Source organism: Allohahella sp. A8 (assembly GCF_047946665.1).
Taxonomy (GTDB): Bacteria; Pseudomonadota; Gammaproteobacteria; order Pseudomonadales; family Oleiphilaceae; genus Allohahella.
Window position 1 is genome coordinate 562,751 of the sequence record NZ_CP172312.1, and the last position, 17,914, is coordinate 580,664.

The 17,914-nt window shown below is 56.5% G+C and carries 16 protein-coding genes; 9 read left to right on the top strand and 7 right to left on the bottom strand.

Annotated features, from left to right (window positions below; all coding sequences use genetic code 11):
* Nucleotides 1-115: 115 nt before the first annotated feature.
* A complete protein-coding gene (locus ACH3PB_RS02575; protein ID WP_416397925.1) occupies nt 116-2,968 on the top strand; it encodes a hypothetical protein in 2,853 nt (950 codons plus the stop codon).
* Here ACH3PB_RS02575 and mnmC read toward each other — a convergent pair.
* Together mnmC and ACH3PB_RS02585 are read right to left on the bottom strand one after the other, a co-directional pair.
* Nucleotides 2,938-4,329: an FAD-dependent 5-carboxymethylaminomethyl-2-thiouridine(34) oxidoreductase MnmC gene (gene mnmC / locus ACH3PB_RS02580; RefSeq protein WP_416397926.1), complete on the bottom strand. Its 1,392-nt coding sequence runs from the start codon at nt 4,327-4,329 to the stop codon at nt 2,938-2,940. The genes ACH3PB_RS02575 and mnmC overlap by 31 nt on opposite strands.
* A gap of 353 nt (nt 4,330-4,682) precedes the next feature.
* Nucleotides 4,683-5,933: a GGDEF domain-containing protein gene (locus ACH3PB_RS02585; RefSeq protein ID WP_416397927.1), complete on the bottom strand. Its 1,251-nt coding sequence runs from the start codon at nt 5,931-5,933 to the stop codon at nt 4,683-4,685.
* A gap of 111 nt (nt 5,934-6,044) precedes the next feature.
* Between ACH3PB_RS02585 and ACH3PB_RS02590 the strand changes: the two genes are divergently transcribed.
* Nucleotides 6,045-6,899 carry a type II secretion protein ATPase gene (locus ACH3PB_RS02590; RefSeq protein ID WP_416397928.1) on the top strand — a complete coding sequence of 285 codons (855 nt, stop codon included), beginning with the start codon at nt 6,045-6,047 and terminating at the stop codon, nt 6,897-6,899.
* Between the two features lie 122 nt (nt 6,900-7,021).
* Here the strand turns inward: ACH3PB_RS02590 and ACH3PB_RS02595 are convergent, their stop codons facing one another.
* The 3 genes from ACH3PB_RS02595 to flgA all read right to left on the bottom strand — a co-directional run bounded on the left by ACH3PB_RS02595 (nt 7,022) and on the right by flgA (nt 8,856).
* Nucleotides 7,022-7,495 carry a flagella synthesis protein FlgN gene (locus ACH3PB_RS02595; protein ID WP_416397929.1) on the bottom strand — a complete coding sequence of 158 codons (474 nt, stop codon included), beginning with the start codon at nt 7,493-7,495 and terminating at the stop codon, nt 7,022-7,024.
* A gap of 51 nt (nt 7,496-7,546) precedes the next feature.
* The gene (flgM, locus tag ACH3PB_RS02600; protein ID WP_416397930.1) at nt 7,547-7,861 is read right to left on the bottom strand and encodes a flagellar biosynthesis anti-sigma factor FlgM; all 315 of its coding nucleotides are present in this window, start codon (nt 7,859-7,861) and stop codon (nt 7,547-7,549) included.
* Between the two features lie 215 nt (nt 7,862-8,076).
* Nucleotides 8,077-8,856 (bottom strand): flagellar basal body P-ring formation chaperone FlgA, encoded by a 780-nt coding sequence (gene flgA / locus ACH3PB_RS02605; RefSeq protein ID WP_416397931.1) that lies wholly within the window; start codon nt 8,854-8,856, stop codon nt 8,077-8,079.
* A 149-nt stretch (nt 8,857-9,005) separates the two neighbouring features.
* Between flgA and ACH3PB_RS02610 the strand changes: the two genes are divergently transcribed.
* Together ACH3PB_RS02610 and ACH3PB_RS02615 are read left to right on the top strand one after the other, a co-directional pair.
* Nucleotides 9,006-9,947, top strand: a complete 942-nt coding sequence (locus tag ACH3PB_RS02610) for a chemotaxis protein CheV (RefSeq protein ID WP_416397932.1) — start codon at nt 9,006-9,008, stop codon at nt 9,945-9,947.
* Nucleotides 9,944-10,828: a CheR family methyltransferase gene (locus ACH3PB_RS02615; RefSeq protein ID WP_416397933.1), complete on the top strand. Its 885-nt coding sequence runs from the start codon at nt 9,944-9,946 to the stop codon at nt 10,826-10,828. Before ACH3PB_RS02610 ends, ACH3PB_RS02615 begins: the two co-directional genes overlap by 4 nt.
* Here ACH3PB_RS02615 and mobA read toward each other — a convergent pair.
* Entirely contained in the window at nt 10,797-11,429 is a 633-nt protein-coding gene (gene mobA, locus ACH3PB_RS02620; RefSeq protein WP_416397934.1) for a molybdenum cofactor guanylyltransferase, read from the bottom strand. The two genes, ACH3PB_RS02615 and mobA, sit on opposite strands and share 32 nt — an antisense overlap.
* A 103-nt stretch (nt 11,430-11,532) precedes the next feature.
* Here mobA and ACH3PB_RS02625 point away from each other — a divergent pair, with 103 nt between their 5' ends.
* The 5 genes from ACH3PB_RS02625 to ACH3PB_RS02645 all read left to right on the top strand — a co-directional run bounded on the left by ACH3PB_RS02625 (nt 11,533) and on the right by ACH3PB_RS02645 (nt 16,525).
* Nucleotides 11,533-12,174: a DUF2058 domain-containing protein gene (locus ACH3PB_RS02625; RefSeq protein WP_416397935.1), complete on the top strand. Its 642-nt coding sequence runs from the start codon at nt 11,533-11,535 to the stop codon at nt 12,172-12,174.
* Nucleotides 12,137-13,003 (top strand): MipA/OmpV family protein, encoded by an 867-nt coding sequence (locus ACH3PB_RS02630; protein ID WP_416397936.1) that lies wholly within the window; start codon nt 12,137-12,139, stop codon nt 13,001-13,003. Before ACH3PB_RS02625 ends, ACH3PB_RS02630 begins: the two co-directional genes overlap by 38 nt.
* A gap of 205 nt (nt 13,004-13,208) precedes the next feature.
* Nucleotides 13,209-14,585: a CmpA/NrtA family ABC transporter substrate-binding protein gene (locus ACH3PB_RS02635; protein ID WP_416397937.1), complete on the top strand. Its 1,377-nt coding sequence runs from the start codon at nt 13,209-13,211 to the stop codon at nt 14,583-14,585.
* Between the two features lie 10 nt (nt 14,586-14,595).
* Entirely contained in the window at nt 14,596-15,627 is a 1,032-nt protein-coding gene (locus ACH3PB_RS02640; protein ID WP_416397938.1) for an ABC transporter permease, read from the top strand.
* Nucleotides 15,628-15,670: 43 nt separating this feature from the next.
* The gene (locus tag ACH3PB_RS02645) at nt 15,671-16,525 is read left to right on the top strand and encodes an ABC transporter ATP-binding protein (protein ID WP_416397939.1); all 855 of its coding nucleotides are present in this window, start codon (nt 15,671-15,673) and stop codon (nt 16,523-16,525) included.
* A gap of 21 nt (nt 16,526-16,546) precedes the next feature.
* Here the strand turns inward: ACH3PB_RS02645 and ACH3PB_RS02650 are convergent, their stop codons facing one another.
* The gene (locus tag ACH3PB_RS02650) at nt 16,547-17,512 is read right to left on the bottom strand and encodes an integron integrase (protein ID WP_416397940.1); all 966 of its coding nucleotides are present in this window, start codon (nt 17,510-17,512) and stop codon (nt 16,547-16,549) included.
* Between the last annotated feature and the right edge of the window lie 402 nt (nt 17,513-17,914).

Consider the following 17,914-nt stretch of genomic DNA (forward strand, 5'->3'; position numbering starts at 1 on the left):
AAATACTGGCTCCAAATGTGATGATCCGCGTGTTTTGAGCCAGGCGGACTAGAGCCCCGCCTGGAAAACCCCTAGTATTTCCCGTCAACCCGAGTCATTCAAGAACATCTGGCCTATGCCCCTTACTCGTTGTACAGCACATTCCACTCAGCCGCCTCGATTTGCCGTCGGCCTTAGTCCACGCCGGTTGAGAGTCCTGATAGGCCTCGTATTCCTGGGCCTGCTGACTGGCTGTGAAAACAAGGCGTCTGTGCCGAAGATGCAGATCTTCGGCAATCCGCCCGGTAACGCGACCATCGGTGTGGTGTACGAGTACCAGTTCGGCATCAAGGGTGGAGACGGTCTGCTCGAGTATTCTCTGACCAATGCGCCGCCCTGGCTTTCAGTGGAGTATGTCGAAAACAGACTGCTGCGCGGCATACTGATCAAGGGGACCCCTGGTATTTCCGGCAAGGGAACTACCGACTACGAGGGCACCACTGGCGAATTCGAGGGTATCGAGCTCAACGTCACCGATGGCAAATCTGTAGGACGGCTTCGTTTCTCGATGTCAGTACGACCGAATCAGGTTCGCCTGCCAAGTCGTACCTTCGTCGAAGGCGAGACGATGACCCGCCCACGTCGCCTGATCGATACCAACAGCAGTGGTACGGAAGATCCCGGCGAAGTGTACGAAGATGAACCACTGTGTCTACTCGATGAAGCTGGTCAACCGCTCCTGAACGATGCCGAGCTGGCATTTCTGGAGACTGACCTGTTCCGCAAGCTGACGCAGCGTGAACTGAACCGTCGACCAACGCTCCAGTACCTCGATCTCACCCTGTTCCAGGCTTCGGTTATCGACGTCGAAGGGAATTACCAGCTCGCTGAAAGTGAGTTTCAGGATAACTTCAGGCCGGGTGTCGACAGTGTGAGTGAAATTGTCATCCCCGCAGGGCTGACAGACAAGTCCCAGTTCGAGAATGCCAGCACGCTTGCAGAACTCGAAGCCGCGACGGGTGGTCTCAAGACTGTGCGGATCGATGCTGGCCGCTTCATTTTTCCAGCCGGTAGAACCAAATGTCATCTTCTGCTGGTTGTTGCTGACGACACCGAGGCTGAGCGCGAAGAGACAATTTCGTATCGACTGAACGGGATTGTTGGGGGCTTGCTGGAGCAGGAAAACGGCTCGGGCTCGATCAGGGTCAAGGACAATGAGCCGTCGGTGAAGTTCACCGTAGACAAGGCAAGCGTTGCTCGGGACGGTGTGACGAACGTCATCGTAGAACTCGATAAGGCGCCAGAAGTCGATGCGACAGTTCGTTTCCTTGTTGACGAAGTGGGTTCCACCGCTGAATTCGGCGCTGATGGCGATCTCACCGTCAGGCTGCGTCCCGAGGATATCGATAGCGGCACAGTCTTGAGCGATGATCTCGTGATCATCGATGGTGGCTTCGAATTGCGCTTCAATGTCAAAGACGATACCACCGATCCAATATTACGCACCGAGCGGCAGAAGCGCATTCAGCTTGTAGGGCAGCAGCCTGCTACAGGGCCAGCTGCACCCTTCCAGAGCGATCCGCTCGTGCAGTTTTCGGCCGAGCGGACGGGGACTATCAATCCTCCGCCTTCTGACACCACGTTTCAGGCCTTCATCAACGACTGGCTTACCCCCTACGTGGCGGCTATAGGCCCAGCTGGCAAAACCCAGGGCTTTGGCGCGACCGTTCTGGACGAAGCCATTCTCGCTGTGGCCAGGCCGGGTGGGGATGGACTCATGCAGTCTCAAATCACTCTCCTCGACCGGACTGGCGCTGTGAGCGAGCAGATCCTGCTGCAAAGCCCTGGACTGAATGTTGAAATAAAGGACGTTGCATACCGCTCCGCAGGCACGCTGGAGCGGGAAGATTTCGTGGAGGAAGTATTTACCCTCCTTGAAGTTGACGGTCTTTTCACCGGTCCGCTGGATCGCCTTGGTCCGGATGAGCTTGGGTCGGGCGACCTTGTCGTGCAGAAGCTGAGACGACTCAATCGGTCTGGTGGCTTCCGTGTGGTCTGGCAAAAGCAGTTTGGCACCATATTCAATGAGTATGGCGGAGCACTTGCTGTTGACCGTGATGGCGGCGTCTACGTTGCAGGCGGCACGAAGGGTGATGCCCGCAGGGAAAATCAGGGTGGCTACGACGCCTACCTGACCAGGCTTTCAGCCAACGGCGAACAATTATTCGAGCAGCAGCGCGGCGGCGAAGCTGAAGAGGTTTATAACGCGGCGGTGAGTGTCGGTGGGTCCGATGTGGCCGTGGCGGGCACACTGGACAGTACCAGCATAACGAGTGACTCCACCAACCTCCTGGATATTTTGGTCGCATCCTTCAGTGACGAAGGGACGGTGACCCGTGCCGACCAGTTTGGTACGGCTTTCGATGAAGTTGGCCTCTCCATATCCGGCGTCGACCGTGGGTTCGTAGTGGTCGGCGAGACAAATGGCGCCATCGACCTCAGCCTTGTGAAGAATGATCGCCTCACCGATGCATTTGCGCTGTACTATCCAACGCTCGCTGCACCGGAGGCTGTCATGCAGCTGGTTTCGCCGGGTGCAGACGGTGCCGCGGACTCCGACGCGCTAGAAGAGCAGACCTACTTCGGTGGCTACACCGGGGGCAAACTTTTTGAAGGTCAGACTTTCTATGGCGATATCGATGCCTGGAGCGCCCGTTACGACATTCGTGATAACGAGGAGATCAATCGTCGACGCTTCTTCAAGGTGTGGGAGCGACAGCGTGGTACTGCTGGTGCCGAGCGTCTGGTCAAGCTGGACGCCCTCGAGTCCGCGAAGATGTTCGAGGTGATCGAGTACAACGTCGGCGGTGAGAACTACGTGAGCATAGCGCCTGTCGGGACGCTGGACGGTGGAGATCTGGCCAGCTGTAACCCGGCCATCAATCCTGACTGTCCGCCTCAGCCGGTTCCACCTGTCGAAGGCGAGTAGCCTTTCAAAGCGGCCCTGCGCGCCCAGCGATCAGGGTCTATACCCTCGGCTAGATCGGGCTCCAGGGGCGTCGGTTCCGCGAGGATGGCGCAGGCCAGTTGCTCGGCCAGGAGCGGCGCCAGTGCCAGGCCCTTTGATCCGAATGCGGTCATGTACCAAAGCCGACCCTCCTGACAGAGTGTTTCGGCTAGGCTGTGGTTCTGGCTGGCACTGTTGCGACCGTGTGGAATTCGAGCGTTTCCAACCACCGGCATGTAATCTGTCGATGCACAACGAATGGCTGCGCGCTCTTCACGGCTGATGCCAGTGCTGTCAAGCTGAGCTGCCAGTTCCGGCAGAGTCCTGGCCAGCTGTCGGCTGTTGTCGCTCATTTCCTCCTCGCTGATGCCCCTATCGCTTCTATTGACGGCGTAACTTGCCCCAAAGGTCAGCCATACCGTGCTATCCGTATTCAGCAGTGGTGGCATGACGTAGCCGTCGCCGCTTAGCACCTGGTTGGGCATCTGTGCCATGCTCAGCGTGTTGTCAGCGGCGATACACACTGAGCTGATCTGCCCGCGGATCGGGCGCAGGGGCAGGTGAGTTGGCGCCAGCTCATCGCCCGCCTGAGGATGTCCCCCAGCCCACACCACCGCATCCCAATCTCCGGTCTGAACACTCTGGTGAGTGAGCACCTGAATGTCGTGGGCCGCCAGAAGATGCTCACACAGCTTCGCCGGTTCCAGGGTGCCACCCTGCGGCATCGCCGCAGCCGGACAGTCGAGATCCGCGCCTGCCAGCCGCGCGGCATCCCGGAAACTGAGTGATCGGATGAAGCGCTCCGGATAAACCGCCTGCTGATGAAGCTGGCTCATACGAGCCCGTTCACGCTCATTCTGCGCGAGATGCAGGACCCCGCAGTGCTGCCACGGCGGCCGTGGTCCTGCTTCAGAATGTGACTCTCGGCCAAATTGTCGCTGATAGAAGCGATGTGCGAATTGATAGCTGAGTACATGGAGGCGGTTCTCGCGCGACCAGGCCAGAGCAGGCTTGATATACAGCGCGCCCTGTCGGTTGCCCGAAGCACCAGTGTGCGCCAATGCGCTGCGTTCAAATACGCTCACTCGAGCACCCCTGGACGCAAGGGCATGCGCCAAATTGCAACCAGCCAGCCCACTACCGAGTATTGCGATACGAGGCGCCTTGATATCGTGGCGGCGAGTAATACGGCACCCGTCGAGCTGTTCTGGCAGCCACGGGCCGCAAGCCAGCGACGCTGAGTCTTTCGACACCAGCAGGTCGAGGACCACACGACCATCGGCCAGGACCAGGCGTTGGCTGGCGAAGAAGGGTAGGGGTAACTCTCGTTGGAAGTCCCTCATTATATGCTGCCGCGAGGACGTGGACGGCAGGAGATGGCTGAACTGCTGAGCATCCCCGAGCCACTCCAATAGCTCGCTCAAGGCTTCAGGGGCAAGGAGATGACTCACGCGTGCCCTGCAATATAACCTGGAGGTCCGTGGGGCTGTCTCAATGAACCGTGAACCCAAGGCCAGCAGGAGCAGTGGAAAAGCCATATTCAATGAGGAAAAATCGGCCTCGAAAACAGCGGCTGGCGCGGTCGATACCGCAGCTACATGATCCAGCCAGTCAGCGTCAATCGCATGGGCCAGCGTCTCGAGTCGACTTCGAAGCGCAGGACTCAGCGTCTTATCGGCCGCAAAGAATGGTGTGCTCAGTGTGCCGCCCCATTTGTGCTGCTCGCTTCGACCTGATTACCACCCGCTCGTTTGGCTTCACGCAGGTTACGGTCGGCCCCCTGAATCAGGTCTTTGATATCTGGCTGCTTGTGAGGCCAGAGCGTCATGCAACCGCAGCTAATGGTAACCACAGCATGTTGAGGTGAGCCTTCGTGGGGTAACTTCAAGGCAAGTACCGAGTCGACAATAGACCGAGCCAGTAGCAGCGCATCTGCCGGATTCATGTCCGGCGTCAGCAGTGCGAATTGCTCGCTGGAGTAGCGGCACAACAAGTCACTCTGGCGGCGGGCTTTCTGCTGAATGGTTTCTGCCACCTGAATCAGCGTGCGGTCACCGGTCGCCCGGTCGTACTGTTCGTTGTAGTGAGTAAAGGCGTCGATATCGAACAGTAGCAGCGATACCGATTGGCGGCCGCGCTTGGCCCTCAGCCATTCATGGCTGAGCTGACGGTCGAAGTGTCGTCTGTTGCCGATGCCAGTCAGATCATCAGCCAGACTCAGCTGCTCGATCTGCACCCTGGCAGCCTTGAGCTCTTCCCGCTCAGTCGCCAGCAGCAGATCCTGCAGGAACACCCGTCGGCTTTCGCGCTCGAAACGATAATTCGCCAGCAGCACGATCACTGAAAGCACGCTGTAAACCAGCATGACGTAGAGGCTCTGTTCCGCTGGTAGCCGAATCCACAGGCTCGTTGCGAAATACTGCATGTACCACATACAGATTACGATGATGAGTGTGACCTGGAAACGCAGTCGCGTTAGCAGGCAGATAAACAAGAGCAGAAGCAGGGGGCCGAGCTGGTAGGAGAAGTGAAGATGCTCGGCAGCCACGCCGGTGATAAAGAGCAGGGTGGCCTGCGAATACAGTGAAAACAGTACCAGTAGGGTCGGATAAAGCGATCCCACCGCTGGCACCATTGTTCGGACCGCCATCGCGACGACAGCAAGCGAGGCCAGTAGCAACGCACCAGCTCGCAAGAGAATAGTCAGCCAGGCCTGGTCCGGCATCGCCCAGAAATCATTCACACCCGATATCAGGATGAACAATGCACCCAGCAAAGCGAACAGGCGATTGGTCCGGGCATGTTGTTCGTCATGGGAGGCAATGAACGTCCGCTCGAGTTCAGCGGGAAAATTCAGCCGTGAGGAGGGCCTGGCCAATGCCTCGGCTGCCTTTTCTGCCAGGGCTGATGGGCTTGTTTCTGTGATCTGGTTCCGGACTGTTTGCATAGCTTCACTGCTCTTTTCAAACACACACAACTCTTAACGCCAAACGCCTACCAAGTTGGTTAACCCTGAACCAGACTGAGATCATTACAGAAGTTCCAGGAGAACGGGGTCATGTTAGCAAAATTCAACAACAAAAGTGGTGGCGACTCTACGTTGCATGACTCGCAGAAATTGGCATCGATGACTAATTCAAGGTTAGGCCAGATTCTGGTCAACCGTGGGTATGTCACACAGAAGCAGCTCGATCTGGCGCTTCGACAGCAAGCCGAGGCGGTTCGGGCTGGTCGGGGCGAAGCCCTGCGACTTGGCGAACTGCTCGTGGCTCAGTCGCTCATCAGTGAGCGTGATCTCAGGCGTGCACTCAAGCAGCAATCGCGGCTGCGCTTCGCGGCCACGGTTCTGGCCGCAATCAGTGCACCATTGCAGCCGATGCTGGCTATGGCCGCAACGACTACTGCGCCGGTTATCGTGCCTGCGCCGAAGCCGACTGAGACTGTTGCAGCCAAAGGGTACATGATCGCTGGTTTGCAGCCTATGGCGGAGTCTGAGATGGCAGGCATCACTGCTCAGGGTTTCGACGAAAGACTGGCTACGCGCCTCGATGAACAGACGCCGATAGGCTATGAAGCCGACAAACGGGACATTCGCAAAGCCTCTGCGCTGGAATCCGAACAGGGGCTCGATGGTGTGAAGGTTCTTGGCCAGCTCGGCAAGGTCCTGCTGCCAATAACCCAGGTGCTCGATTCAGATATTGAAGTCGTTGGTGTCCACATATCGGATGATCGTATCAAGCCCCTCTTTGACGACACTGGCGCAATGAACGTCATTCTGCCCAATCTCATTGAACGGGTTAGTTTCCGGGATATCAGACCGGCTGGTCAGGTCGGCGGCCCAACCTTCGGAACTATCCAGCTCGAGGGTATCCGCTTCAGCGATGAAGCCAGCATCAAAATCCGTCCGTTCTAGCGACAATCGCTCAGCAGTTGAAATACAAAAGGCGCCACCAGGGCGCCTTCTGTCTATCGTGGCTCTACAAGCGCACCTTTTATTTGCAGCCTGGATAGCATGAGCGGCAAGCGCTCATGCTATCACGCGCTTGCTATCGCCCGGCCATGGCCCGCAGCCGCTGACCTGGCCGCTGCGCCATAGAGCGAAGGCGCCGCAGTCTTGCCTCGCAAAACATCCATGATGCGCTCTACACGCTGCTGGCTTAGCTGGATAATCTTCTGATTGACCCGATTGAGACTGCTGACCGCCTTGAGAAGATCCTCTGCTTCTGTCAGCAATTCGAAAGCCTTGGGTACGCGCTCACGAGCGAGCTGACGGAATTTCTCGATGGTCAGATTATTGGCCTTGAGCCATGAGGTCTTGAGACCGGCGTTCCGCTCAATCTGCTCGAGACAGGCGATCTTTTTTTCGCCAGCCAGTTTGAACTTTTCCAGCTCACCTTGCTCGAGAAAGGTTCTTTCGAAACGCAGGAGGCGATGGAGTTGCTGAAGACTGGCGATATCGGAACGAAGGAGATCCAGAAGGGACTGAATGTTTACTGCTTGATTTGACATACTGTTGCCTGCTTCCTGACCTGTGGGACCAGTCCCACAGGTTCGTTACTACTAGAAGCTAAGCAACTTTCCTGCCACAGATCGAGAGTTGACCTGGTATTCGCCAGAATCGATGCGGGCCTTGAGATCCGCCACGCGATCGGTATCCACTTCAGGCAGATCGGAGATCTGACTTTCGAGCTTCTGCAGACTGCGGGCCTGGGCACTCAGCACTACGGAATCACCCGCAGCGGTTTTGCCTTTTTCAGGCGCAGGCGCTGCTGGCTTGGCCTGAACACTGGCCTCACGCGTTTTCGCCGCATCTTTGGAAGCAGAACTTAAGGGGTTGTCTTTCCCCGGAACGCCACTGAACCCGTTGATATTCATGATTCGATACCTGCTGTCGTACAGCTGTAACCTGAATTTGTCTGCGCCTTCCCAGCGCCCATATTCAATATATCGGCCACCGCTCGAAAAACTTTAGGACTGAATTGAAAAATTTCTCCGGCGGCAGTTTTGCGCCTATGCCTACTATAGCAGCCATGCAGAGCGCTTTCTGCAACGGCTATTTTTTGCCGCCATTGCAGAGTGACTCCGGGAGCCTAGAGGATAACCTCGACTTCTCCACGGGCGACGACTCGTCCGCGAACCACCCGTTCAGAACTCAGGTTGCGGACCGATATCTGCTGGCCCACTGTGCCATCAGACAAAGCCTCGCCCTGCATGCGAATACTGATACCTGCGGTACTCGCCACAATGATCACCCGATCGCCTCGAGCGACGGCCTTTTCCTTGACCATCATGCCTGGACTCAAGGTTTCACCAGCGCGGATGGTGCGCTTGCTGCGCCATCCCCTGAGCGACTTCCGGTCGCGAAAATAGCCCCGCTGTAACTTGCTGATGTCGGTATCGACCGCAATCAGTTCCGCGTCGGCAACGCTACCGCCGCGCGGTATTGCGTGACGCGCCTGCATGACACTCACCGTGTGAACGATTCGGACCTGGGTATAGATCGTCCATTGCTCTGGCGAATCGCAGGAAATCTTCAGCACCAGCCGACCGCCACTATGCAGCGCCTTGCTGTCATCGCGACTGTTGGACTCAGGTGCGAGCGCTTCAGGCATTTGTCGACAGGCAGGATAGTTCAGCCGAGCATCGGGTGAGTTGATCTCGTACTCGAGGCGCTCGCCTTCGGTGTCCAGATTCAGTCCCCTTACATAGGCACGCATGAAAGACTCAGTAGCCGCAAGCACCTGCTGCTGCCAGACCGGCTCTTCGCCTGGCGTTGCCGAGGCGCTAAAAGTAGCACCCATCAACAGGCACAGACGTATCATCTGTACACAGGTCCACCGCTTGGACTGAGGGATCTTGAATTGGTACATATCACTGTCCTGGCAAAATAGAAATATCCAGAATCTTGCCTATGCTTGGGGGAGGCCTGAAATGACTGTGACTGTCCCTGCGGCAGCAAGCTACTGAAGATAGCTAAAGCAAATACCAGGCCATTCAGCGTAGAGAGGAGTATTCAGGCATGGCCGGCGTTCTAGACAGTGTTAATCAGCGTACACAGCTCGTCGGCCAGAATCGACTGGAGCTACTGCTGTTCAGACTGCGCGGCAAGCAGATCTACGGTATCAATGTTTTCAAGGTCAAGGAGGTACTGCAGTGCCCCAAGTTGACCATGTTGCCACAGCGGCATCCGGTTGTGAGAGGCGTGGCTCACGTCAGGGGCGGCACGATTCCGATCATGGATATGGGCATGGCCACTGGCCAGCAGGGTATTCCGGCCGAAGAGATCCCTGAGTGCTTTGTCATCATTACCGAATACAACCGCAAGACCCAAGGCTTTCTGGTCTCGGGTGTAGAACGCATCGTCAACCTGAACTGGGGCGACATGCAGCCACCGCCGAAGGGCGCTGGACCAAACAGCTATCTCACCGCTGTGACCAGAATCGAAGATACGCTCATTGAGATCATCGATGTCGAAAAGATTCTGGCCGAAGTGGCGCCAACACGTGACACCGTAGCAGCGGAGTTCATCGACGAGGACGTCAAGGAGAGCGTCAAGGACAAGTCCGTGCTCGTGGTTGACGATTCATCTGTGGCAAGACGGCAGATCGTCCACTGTATGCAGGCTGTAGGCCTGAATGTGGTAACAAAGAACAATGGCCGGGAGGCCCTGGAGTATCTGGAAAGCCTGGTGGCAGACGGCAGTGATATCCGCGATCATCTGAGCCTGATGATTTCCGACGTCGAAATGCCCGAGATGGACGGCTACACGCTCACGACGCTGTGTAAAGGCAATCCGCAGCTGCAGAATCTGTTCATTATGCTTCACACCTCGCTCAGCGGCGTGTTCAACAAGGCGATGGTGGCCAAGGTTGGTGCCGACGACTTCATGGCGAAGTTCAGTCCCGACGAGCTTGCCCAACGAATCAATGAAATTATCAGGGATGAATCCCGCAGCGAATGACCTTTGAGGCGCACGAATACGATGTGTTCAGAAACTTTCTCGAGCGTAGCAGCGGGATTGTTCTTGGCGACAACAAACAATACCTGGTAGCAAGCAGGCTCCGGCGTATTCTGATCGAAACCGGCGTGTCCAGCTTGACGGAGTTGGTGAGGCGCATCGATGTGCGCCATCCGCTACCGCTGCGTGAAGCCGTCATCGATGCCATGACGACCAACGAGACCCTCTGGTTTCGCGACATGCATCCTTTCAACAACCTGCGTGAGCATATCCTGCCCCAGTGCTATGGCCTCGAGCCGATGGGGACCACCCGTCCTGCCCGGAGCGGGCCGAATGCAGCAGGTCTGGCCAACTTGGCCTCGCGACAGTTGAGAATCTGGTCGGCAGCCTGTTCGACTGGCCAGGAGCCGTATTCTATTGCCATGACGCTAGAGCAGTTCAGGCTGCATCAGGGTGCGGAAAGGCTCAATGCGAAAATTGTTGCAACTGATCTCTCAGCCCGCGTTCTCGATAATGCCAAAGAGGGCCGTTATGACCAGCTGGCGCTCGGCCGCGGTCTCGACCAGAGCACGCTGACACAGCACTTCATCGACCGCGGTAACGGTACCTGGGAAGTGGGGCCAAAGCTGAAGGCGATAGTGGAGTTCAAGATCCTCAACCTCCTCGACAGCTTTAGCGGACTCGGTCAGTTCGACATCATCTTCTGCCGTAACGTGTTGATCTATTTCGCCGGTCCGGTCAAGAACGATATTCTGCAGCGAATGCACGCCGCGCTGAAGCCTGGCGGCTTTCTCATGCTGGGTGCATCAGAGTCACCGGGGGCATTGTCTGATAAATTCAGGATGACCCGCTTCACTCCCGGCATTGCCTATCAGCGAATCTGACTGACGCCAGGGCCTCTGGGGTATTCACATTCTCGAACATCTGCGCGCTGTCTGAAAAGTTCACCTCTCGTATCGTCAGCTGTTTTACCCAAGCCATCATGCCCGGCTGACGCTCGCGCGGAATGGCCATGAAATTCGGCAGCTGCTGTAGAGCGCTTTTTCTTAGCAGGCTGTGCAGGGCTTGGATGCGTTCCCCGTCGCTGGCCATGAAGCCGTCCACGCCAGGCTCGGCCTCGGCCGCGGCAAGCATGCGTTTTGCGAAGCATGGGCCGAGTTGGGGTGTATCGCAGGGAACGATGAACACCCAGTCCGACTGCAGGTGTACTGAAGCCGCAGCCAGGCCGCCCAACGGCCCCCTGAAGCTTGTATCCAGATCCTGGACCACCAGACCACCGAGGCCCCCGGCGATTTCACGGTAACGATCGAGATTCCGGTTCGCCGAAATGAGTGGTCGAATTGGGGTGCCGGTAAAAGCTGCAAGCGTAGCTTCGATAAAGGTGGTGTTGCCAAGACTGACCCATCCCTTATCCTGCCCACCCATCCGTTCGCCACGGCCGCCGGCCAGAACAATGGTATCCAAATGCTGATGGGGGGAGGACATAAGAGCTCATCCGTGCGCGTTCAAGATGCAAAAGGTTGGCCTGAGGCTGCAGGTGAATGCAATACTCTCGTCTGGCCACTACTTACAGATTACAGGAGTCCTCATGGCAAAGTCTCTTCAGGAACAACTGATGCAGGCTGGCTTGGTCGATAGCAAGAAAGCTAAATCGATAAAGCAGGAAAAGCGCAAGGCAACCAAGCAGGCACCCAAGCCCAAGAAATCGGAAAAGGTCGATACCGCCGCAGAAATGGCTGCCCGACGAAGGGAAGAGCAACAGGCGCGTGATCGGGCACGGGCACAGCAGGACAGCGTACTGCGGAAGCGTCAGGAGTGTACTGCGCAGGTTCGGCAGATGGTGGAAACAAACCGCGTAAAGCACGGTCAGGAGGCTGGGCTGCGTGAAGATGCTGAAGTGCCATTCCAGTTTGTCGATCAGCGCAAGGTGAAGAAAATCCGGGTAGACAGGGCGCAACAGGGTGCACTACAGCGTGGGCAGCTCGCTATCGTGACCAGTAAAGGCCGTTACGAATTGGTCCCTGCAGAGACTGCACAACGTATTATCGATCGCGAACAGGCGCTCAATGTCCTGCTCGCAGAACTCCAGATCGACCCGATCGCAAGCTCGGTGCTGTTGTTCAACAAACAGAGTGGCCTCAGACCCGAGGACGCCAAGACAGATGCTTCGAGCGATGACAATGATGACCCTTATGCCGATTACCAGATCCCGGACGACCTCATGTGGTAGGCATGCCTGGCGTTTCGCCTGCGCTGCCGCCGCCGCATTATCGGCTGAATCTCTGCTCGCTGAAACGGAAGAGTCGGCAGACACCTCCGCAAATCAGGCCACAGCCGAGCAAGCTGCGGAAGTCAAATCGGTTGTGGGCGCGTTGGCTCTGTATCGACCTGAGTATCTCGGGGGTGAAGACTACGAGCTGACGGCCTTGCCCTTCTTGGACCTTCAGTACAATCAATATTTTCTTAATCCGATAAACGGGGCGGGTGTCGGTATCCGTCCGGTCAAGGCGCTTACCATAGGGCTTGGCCTGGGCTACGCCTTTGGCAGGGATGAGGACGATGGCGACCGCCTCGAAGGCCTCGATGATATCGACGGCGGTGCGAAGCTCAACTTCTTCGCCGACTACAAGTTCAGGGTCGAAAATCTCGGTGGGCTGCTGAACGCCGGTTATACGCTGGGCCTTTCAGTCGATCACCAAATTAGCGGGAGCAATACCGGCGTGAGTGGAGATGTCAGTTTGAGCCGAAGCGATCGCCTGGGCGAACGCTTTCTGCTCATTAATGGTGTCAGTGCCAATTTCGGCTCCGCTTCCTTTCAGGAGGCCTGGTTCGGTATCAGCGAACGGCAATCAGTAAACAGCGGTCTGCCCGCCTATGAGAGTGACGATAGCTTCCATGCCGCCGGTGTCTCCAGCCGACTGCTGTACTTCATTACGCGCGAGCTCAATCTGATAACCGCCATCAGCTACCAGCAGCTGATCGGCGATGCTGGCGACAGTCCCGTTGTCGAGAGCCAGGATCAGATCAGCTATCAGCTTGGCTTTAGCTACGCCCTGTAGCGAAATGCCCTGATATGATGCGCGGCTGATAGAGGCCGCTGCATCTTTGCAGTGCGATTTTCACCGCCTCCGCACCATTACCACTCCGTGTTCGCGCCAAAACCTTCCACTTGAATTAGCAACCGTCTGATTTTTATACATAATTCATGTGGCATGCTTTCTGCTACCACCAGTTCAGCTACACACACCACGCAAGGAACTGTGCATGAACTGGTCAACTTCATTCAAGGCAGCCGCCATCAGCTCGGCGATCTCACTGGGCGTCTCAGCAGGCAGTGCTCACGCAGAGAAACTAGGTTTCCCTGAAAAGGAGGAGCTGAGATTCGGCTTCATCAAGCTGACCGATATGGCGCCCCTCGCCATCGCCTACGAAAACCGTTACTTCGAAGATGAAGGACTGTATGTCTCGGTGGAAGCCCAGGCAAATTGGAAGGTACTGCTCGACGGCGTGATCGATGGCCAGCTCGATGGTGCCCACATGCTCGCCGGTCAACCACTCGCAGCAACCATGGGCTATGGCACCAAGGCCAACATCGTCACACCGTTCTCCATGGACCTCAACGGCAACGCCATTACAGTATCTAACGACGTGTGGGCGCAGATGAAGCCCAAGCTGCCGATGGATGCTGATGGCAAGCCGGAGCATCCCATTAAGGCCGACGCACTCAAGCCTGTCGTCGACAAGATGAAGAACGAAGGCAAGCCGTTCAAGATGGGCATGGTCTTCCCGGTGTCGACCCACAACTATGAGCTGCGATATTGGCTCGCAGCAGGAGGCATCCATCCTGGCTACTATGCGCCGCATAAGGGCGATACTTCAGGACAGCTGCAGGCCGAAGCGCTGCTGTCGGTGACCCCGCCACCGCAGATGCCAGCCACCCTCGAAGCGGGCACCATCAATGGCTATTGCGTTGGCGAACCGTGGAACCAGCAGGCAGTGTTCAAGGGCATCGGCGTCCCTGTCATCACCGATTACGAAATCTGGAAGAACAATCCTGAAAAGGTCTTCGGCATGACCGAAGCCTTCATCGAGAAGTACCCAAATACCGCAGTGCGCGTGACCAGGGCACTGATCAGAGCGGCCATGTGGCTGGATGAGAATAACAACGCCAACCGCGCCAAGGCCGTGAAGATCCTGTCGCAGCCACAATATGTGGGCGCTGATTATGACGTTATTGCCAATAGCATGATTGGTACGTTCGAGTATGAAAAGGGCGACAAGCGGCAGGTGCCCGATTTCAACGTCTTCTTCCGCTACAACGCGACCTATCCCTACTACTCTGACGCCATCTGGTACCTCACGCAGATGCGCCGCTGGGGTCAGATTGCCGAAGACAAGCCGGATGACTGGTACAAGGACCTGGCGAAGAAAGTCTATCGCACGGATATCTATACCAAGGCGGCCAAATCCCTCATCGCCGATGGGCTGGCCAAGGCTGAAGATTTTCCAGATTTCGCTTCCGAGACAGGTTTCAAGCCGGTGCAAACCGAGTTTATCGATGGCGTCAGCTATGACGGCTCCAAACCGAACGCTTATATCGACAGCTTCAAGATCGGCCTGAAATCCGGCGACAAACTCTAGGAGCACAGTCATGGAAAGCACAGCAGACACGCCACAAGCCACAGCAGGTGCGACAGCGAAATCAGCGGTCATCGCACCCGTGCCGTCCGATCGCGATATCGACCTCGGCCAGTTGTTTTCAGTCACACTGAAACCATTCATAGCACCGGTCGTGGGTATCGCGATCTTTCTCATGCTGTGGAGTTTTGCGGCGAAAAACATTGAAACCTCACTCGGCGCCTTCCCTGGGCCGGCGGCGGTCGCCGAGCAGTTCGGCAACCTCTACGACGAACATCGAGTCTCCAGTGAAAAGGAAGCCGCGTTCTATCAACGCCAGGAAGAGCGAAATACAGAACGCGTTGCGGCGGATCCCGCCTATGAGCCCCGCATTCGTGACTATACCGGCAAGGAAACATTTCTCGACCAGATCGTCACCAGCCTGTTGACGGTGATGAGCGGCTTTGCACTGGCGGCAGTGATCGCGATTCCGCTGGGTATCGCGATAGGCCTCAACAAGACCTTGAGTGCAGCGGTCAATCCGGTGATACAGATTTTCAAGCCAGTATCGCCTTTGGCCTGGCTGCCGCTGGTGACAATGGTGGTCAGTGCCGTCTATGTCACCAGCGACCCCATGTTCGCCAAGTCTTTCGTGACCTCGGTGATCACGGTCACGCTGTGCTGCCTCTGGCCAATGATGATCAATACCGCACTTGGCGTGGCGACCATCGACAAGGACCTGGTGAACGTGAGCCGCGTGCTCAGACTGCCAGCGCTGAAGCATGTTCAGAAAATCGTGCTGCCGGCTGCCGTGCCCCTCATCTTTACCGGTATGCGCATGTCATTGAGCATCGCCTGGATGGTATTGATTGCCGCTGAAATGCTCGCGCAGAACCCGGGGCTGGGCAAGTTCGTCTGGGATGAATTCCAGAACGGCAGCTCGTCCTCACTCGCCCGCATCATGGCCGCTGTCGTCGTGATCGGTCTGATCGGCTTCATGCTGGACCGCATCATGCTCACGCTGCAGCGCTACGTGTCATGGGACAAGAACACAGCCGCCAGCTGAAGCTGCGCGACGCAACAGACATTCACCTAGTGGAGAACAGCTCATGTCCATCACACTGAACATCGACCATATCGACATGGTTTTCGAGACCCCAAAAGGGCCATTCACAGCGCTGCAGAACGTGAGCCTGAAGATCAAGAAAGGCGAGTTCGTCTCGCTGATCGGTCACTCCGGCTGCGGCAAATCTACTGTGCTGAACATCGTCGCGGGCCTCTACCAGGCCAGCCGGGGTGGGGTGGTGCTAAACGGCACCGAAGTCAACGAACCAGGCCCCGAGCGTGCCGTCGTGTTCCAGAACCATTCACTGCTGCCATGGCTGACCGCCTATGAAAACGTCGAGCTGGCGGTAGACCAGGTCTTCGGCCGCAAGAAGAGCAGGGCAGAGAAGAAGGCCTGGATAGAGCACAACCTCCGGCTGGTACATATGGAGCACGCCATGCACAAGCGTCCAGGGGAGATTTCAGGCGGCATGAAGCAGCGCGTGGGCATTGCGCGGGCCCTTGCGATGGAGCCACAGGTGCTGCTGATGGATGAGCCTTTCGGTGCATTGGATGCACTGACCCGTGCCCATATGCAGGACTCGCTGATGGAGATCCAGAACGAACTCAACAACACGGTGATCATGATTACTCATGACGTGGATGAGGCTGTTTTGCTGTCCGATCGGATTGTTATGATGACCAACGGACCTGCCGCGACAATTGGTGAGATACTCGAAGTGGATCTGGAAAGACCGCGTGATCGGCTGGGGCTGGCGGAAGATCCTCAGTACACCCATCTGAGGTCTGAAGTGCTGCGCTTCCTGTATGAGAAGCAGCGGAAGGTTGAGGAGATCGGGAGTAAGCGGGCGAAAGCGAAAGCTGGCTCTGGCAATCAGGGACGATTCAACGCGGCATAGTTCCGCAATGATGGCAGTTATTCACACAAGCAGAATCGTGTCGAGCGGGCTGATGGTGCCCGCCCGCTGATTCCCCACAACGTGGGTATAGATTTCCGTCGTTCGCAGGTCGCTGTGCCCGAGTAGCTCCTGCACCGTTCTGATATCGCTGCCAGTCTCGAGCAGCCGAGTGGCAAAAGAGTGCCGGAAGGTGTGTGCCGTGACTCGCTTGCACACGCCACTCTTTGAGACAGCCGCGCGCAGTTGTCTGGCGTAGGCGCTGCTGTGAAGATGGTGGCGACAGACTGACTGGTCGTAAGGATTGACAGATTTCATGCAGGATGGAAAGAGGTACTGCCAGGGCGTCTGCCTGAGCACGCCTTTGTACTTTTTGAGTAATGCGGGCGGTAGCGAGGTGTAGCCGAAGCCTTCTGCAACATCATCTTCATGAATAGCCTTCGCTCTCTCCATCTGCTGCTCAATTCGTGCGAGCAAATTTGTTGGCAGGAGGGTGTAGCGATCCTTGTCGCCCTTACCGCCGAACACAAGGATAGACTTCCTCACCATACAGATGTCCTTCAGGCGTAGCCTTAGAACCTCATGAATGCGAAAACCACAGCCATAGAGCAGGGCAGTGATGAGCCAGTATTGACCGTCCAGATGCGCAAGAATAGCGCTCACTTCATGCGGAGCAAGCACCGTTGGCAGCCGACTGGGTTTGCGCGACAGACTGTAAGCGAGGTCTTTGACCTCGATTTGAAGAACGTGCCTATACACGAAGATGACGGCGCAGAGCGCGATGTTCTGTGTGGCCTTGCTCACCGAACGATTCACCGCCAGATGATTGAGGAAGCGCTCGATCTCAGGGGCCCCCATGGTCTCTGGGTGTCTGGTGTCATTAAATAAGATGTACTGTCTGATCCAGTACAAATAGGTCTTTTCCGTCTGTAACGCGTAATGCCGTGTGCGCAGCTCCGTGCGCACACTTTCCATGAACCTGGACTTCATCAGAGATCCTTCTCTGTCTGTATATACATACAGTGTAATGAGTTTATCGGGTTCTGGGAAGGGCGCTACTTAGTAAACCCGGGCGCGGCTGCTCGATATGGCGCTGCCGAGTTCGTCTAAGGTTCTGTCGTAAATAGAATTTTAGAATGTTAGGCGGTGCTTATGTGGCAGGAGTGTGCTCTGTTTGTGCGCGAGCTGGTTTTCTGCGGTGCCAACCTCGATGTTCCCTGGTACACCAGTTCAGAAAGCTCGCGCAGTTTCTTGTTCTAAAGGGATTTTCTGACATACTGAATGCATGAGATCAAAAAACGCGCACGAGGCTTTCGAAGCACGCATTGTAATAAGCTGTTATGTGTGTCAACTATGAAGAAGCATCATTGTGTAACGCACGAGGGCGAGCAT

What these genes read in the sequence shown, in the direction of transcription:
- ACH3PB_RS02615 (WP_416397933.1), top strand. Translation starts at nt 9,944, where the DNA reads ATGACCTTTGAGGCGCACGAATACGATGTGTTCAGAAACTTTCTCGAG.
- flgM (WP_416397930.1), bottom strand. Translation starts at nt 7,861, where the DNA reads ATGAATATCAACGGGTTCAGTGGCGTTCCGGGGAAAGACAACCCCTTA.
- ACH3PB_RS02650 (WP_416397940.1), bottom strand. Translation starts at nt 17,512, where the DNA reads ATGAAGTCCAGGTTCATGGAAAGTGTGCGCACGGAGCTGCGCACACGG.
- ACH3PB_RS02595 (WP_416397929.1), bottom strand. Translation starts at nt 7,495, where the DNA reads ATGTCAAATCAAGCAGTAAACATTCAGTCCCTTCTGGATCTCCTTCGT.
- mnmC (WP_416397926.1), bottom strand. Translation starts at nt 4,329, where the DNA reads ATGAGGGACTTCCAACGAGAGTTACCCCTACCCTTCTTCGCCAGCCAA.
- ACH3PB_RS02640 (WP_416397938.1), top strand. Translation starts at nt 14,596, where the DNA reads ATGGAAAGCACAGCAGACACGCCACAAGCCACAGCAGGTGCGACAGCG.
- flgA (WP_416397931.1), bottom strand. Translation starts at nt 8,856, where the DNA reads ATGTACCAATTCAAGATCCCTCAGTCCAAGCGGTGGACCTGTGTACAG.
- ACH3PB_RS02590 (WP_416397928.1), top strand. Translation starts at nt 6,045, where the DNA reads ATGTTAGCAAAATTCAACAACAAAAGTGGTGGCGACTCTACGTTGCAT.
- ACH3PB_RS02630 (WP_416397936.1), top strand. Translation starts at nt 12,137, where the DNA reads ATGCCGATTACCAGATCCCGGACGACCTCATGTGGTAGGCATGCCTGG.
- mobA (WP_416397934.1), bottom strand. Translation starts at nt 11,429, where the DNA reads ATGTCCTCCCCCCATCAGCATTTGGATACCATTGTTCTGGCCGGCGGC.
- ACH3PB_RS02645 (WP_416397939.1), top strand. Translation starts at nt 15,671, where the DNA reads ATGTCCATCACACTGAACATCGACCATATCGACATGGTTTTCGAGACC.
- ACH3PB_RS02635 (WP_416397937.1), top strand. Translation starts at nt 13,209, where the DNA reads ATGAACTGGTCAACTTCATTCAAGGCAGCCGCCATCAGCTCGGCGATC.
- ACH3PB_RS02575 (WP_416397925.1), top strand. Translation starts at nt 116, where the DNA reads ATGCCCCTTACTCGTTGTACAGCACATTCCACTCAGCCGCCTCGATTT.
- ACH3PB_RS02610 (WP_416397932.1), top strand. Translation starts at nt 9,006, where the DNA reads ATGGCCGGCGTTCTAGACAGTGTTAATCAGCGTACACAGCTCGTCGGC.
- ACH3PB_RS02585 (WP_416397927.1), bottom strand. Translation starts at nt 5,933, where the DNA reads ATGCAAACAGTCCGGAACCAGATCACAGAAACAAGCCCATCAGCCCTG.
- ACH3PB_RS02625 (WP_416397935.1), top strand. Translation starts at nt 11,533, where the DNA reads ATGGCAAAGTCTCTTCAGGAACAACTGATGCAGGCTGGCTTGGTCGAT.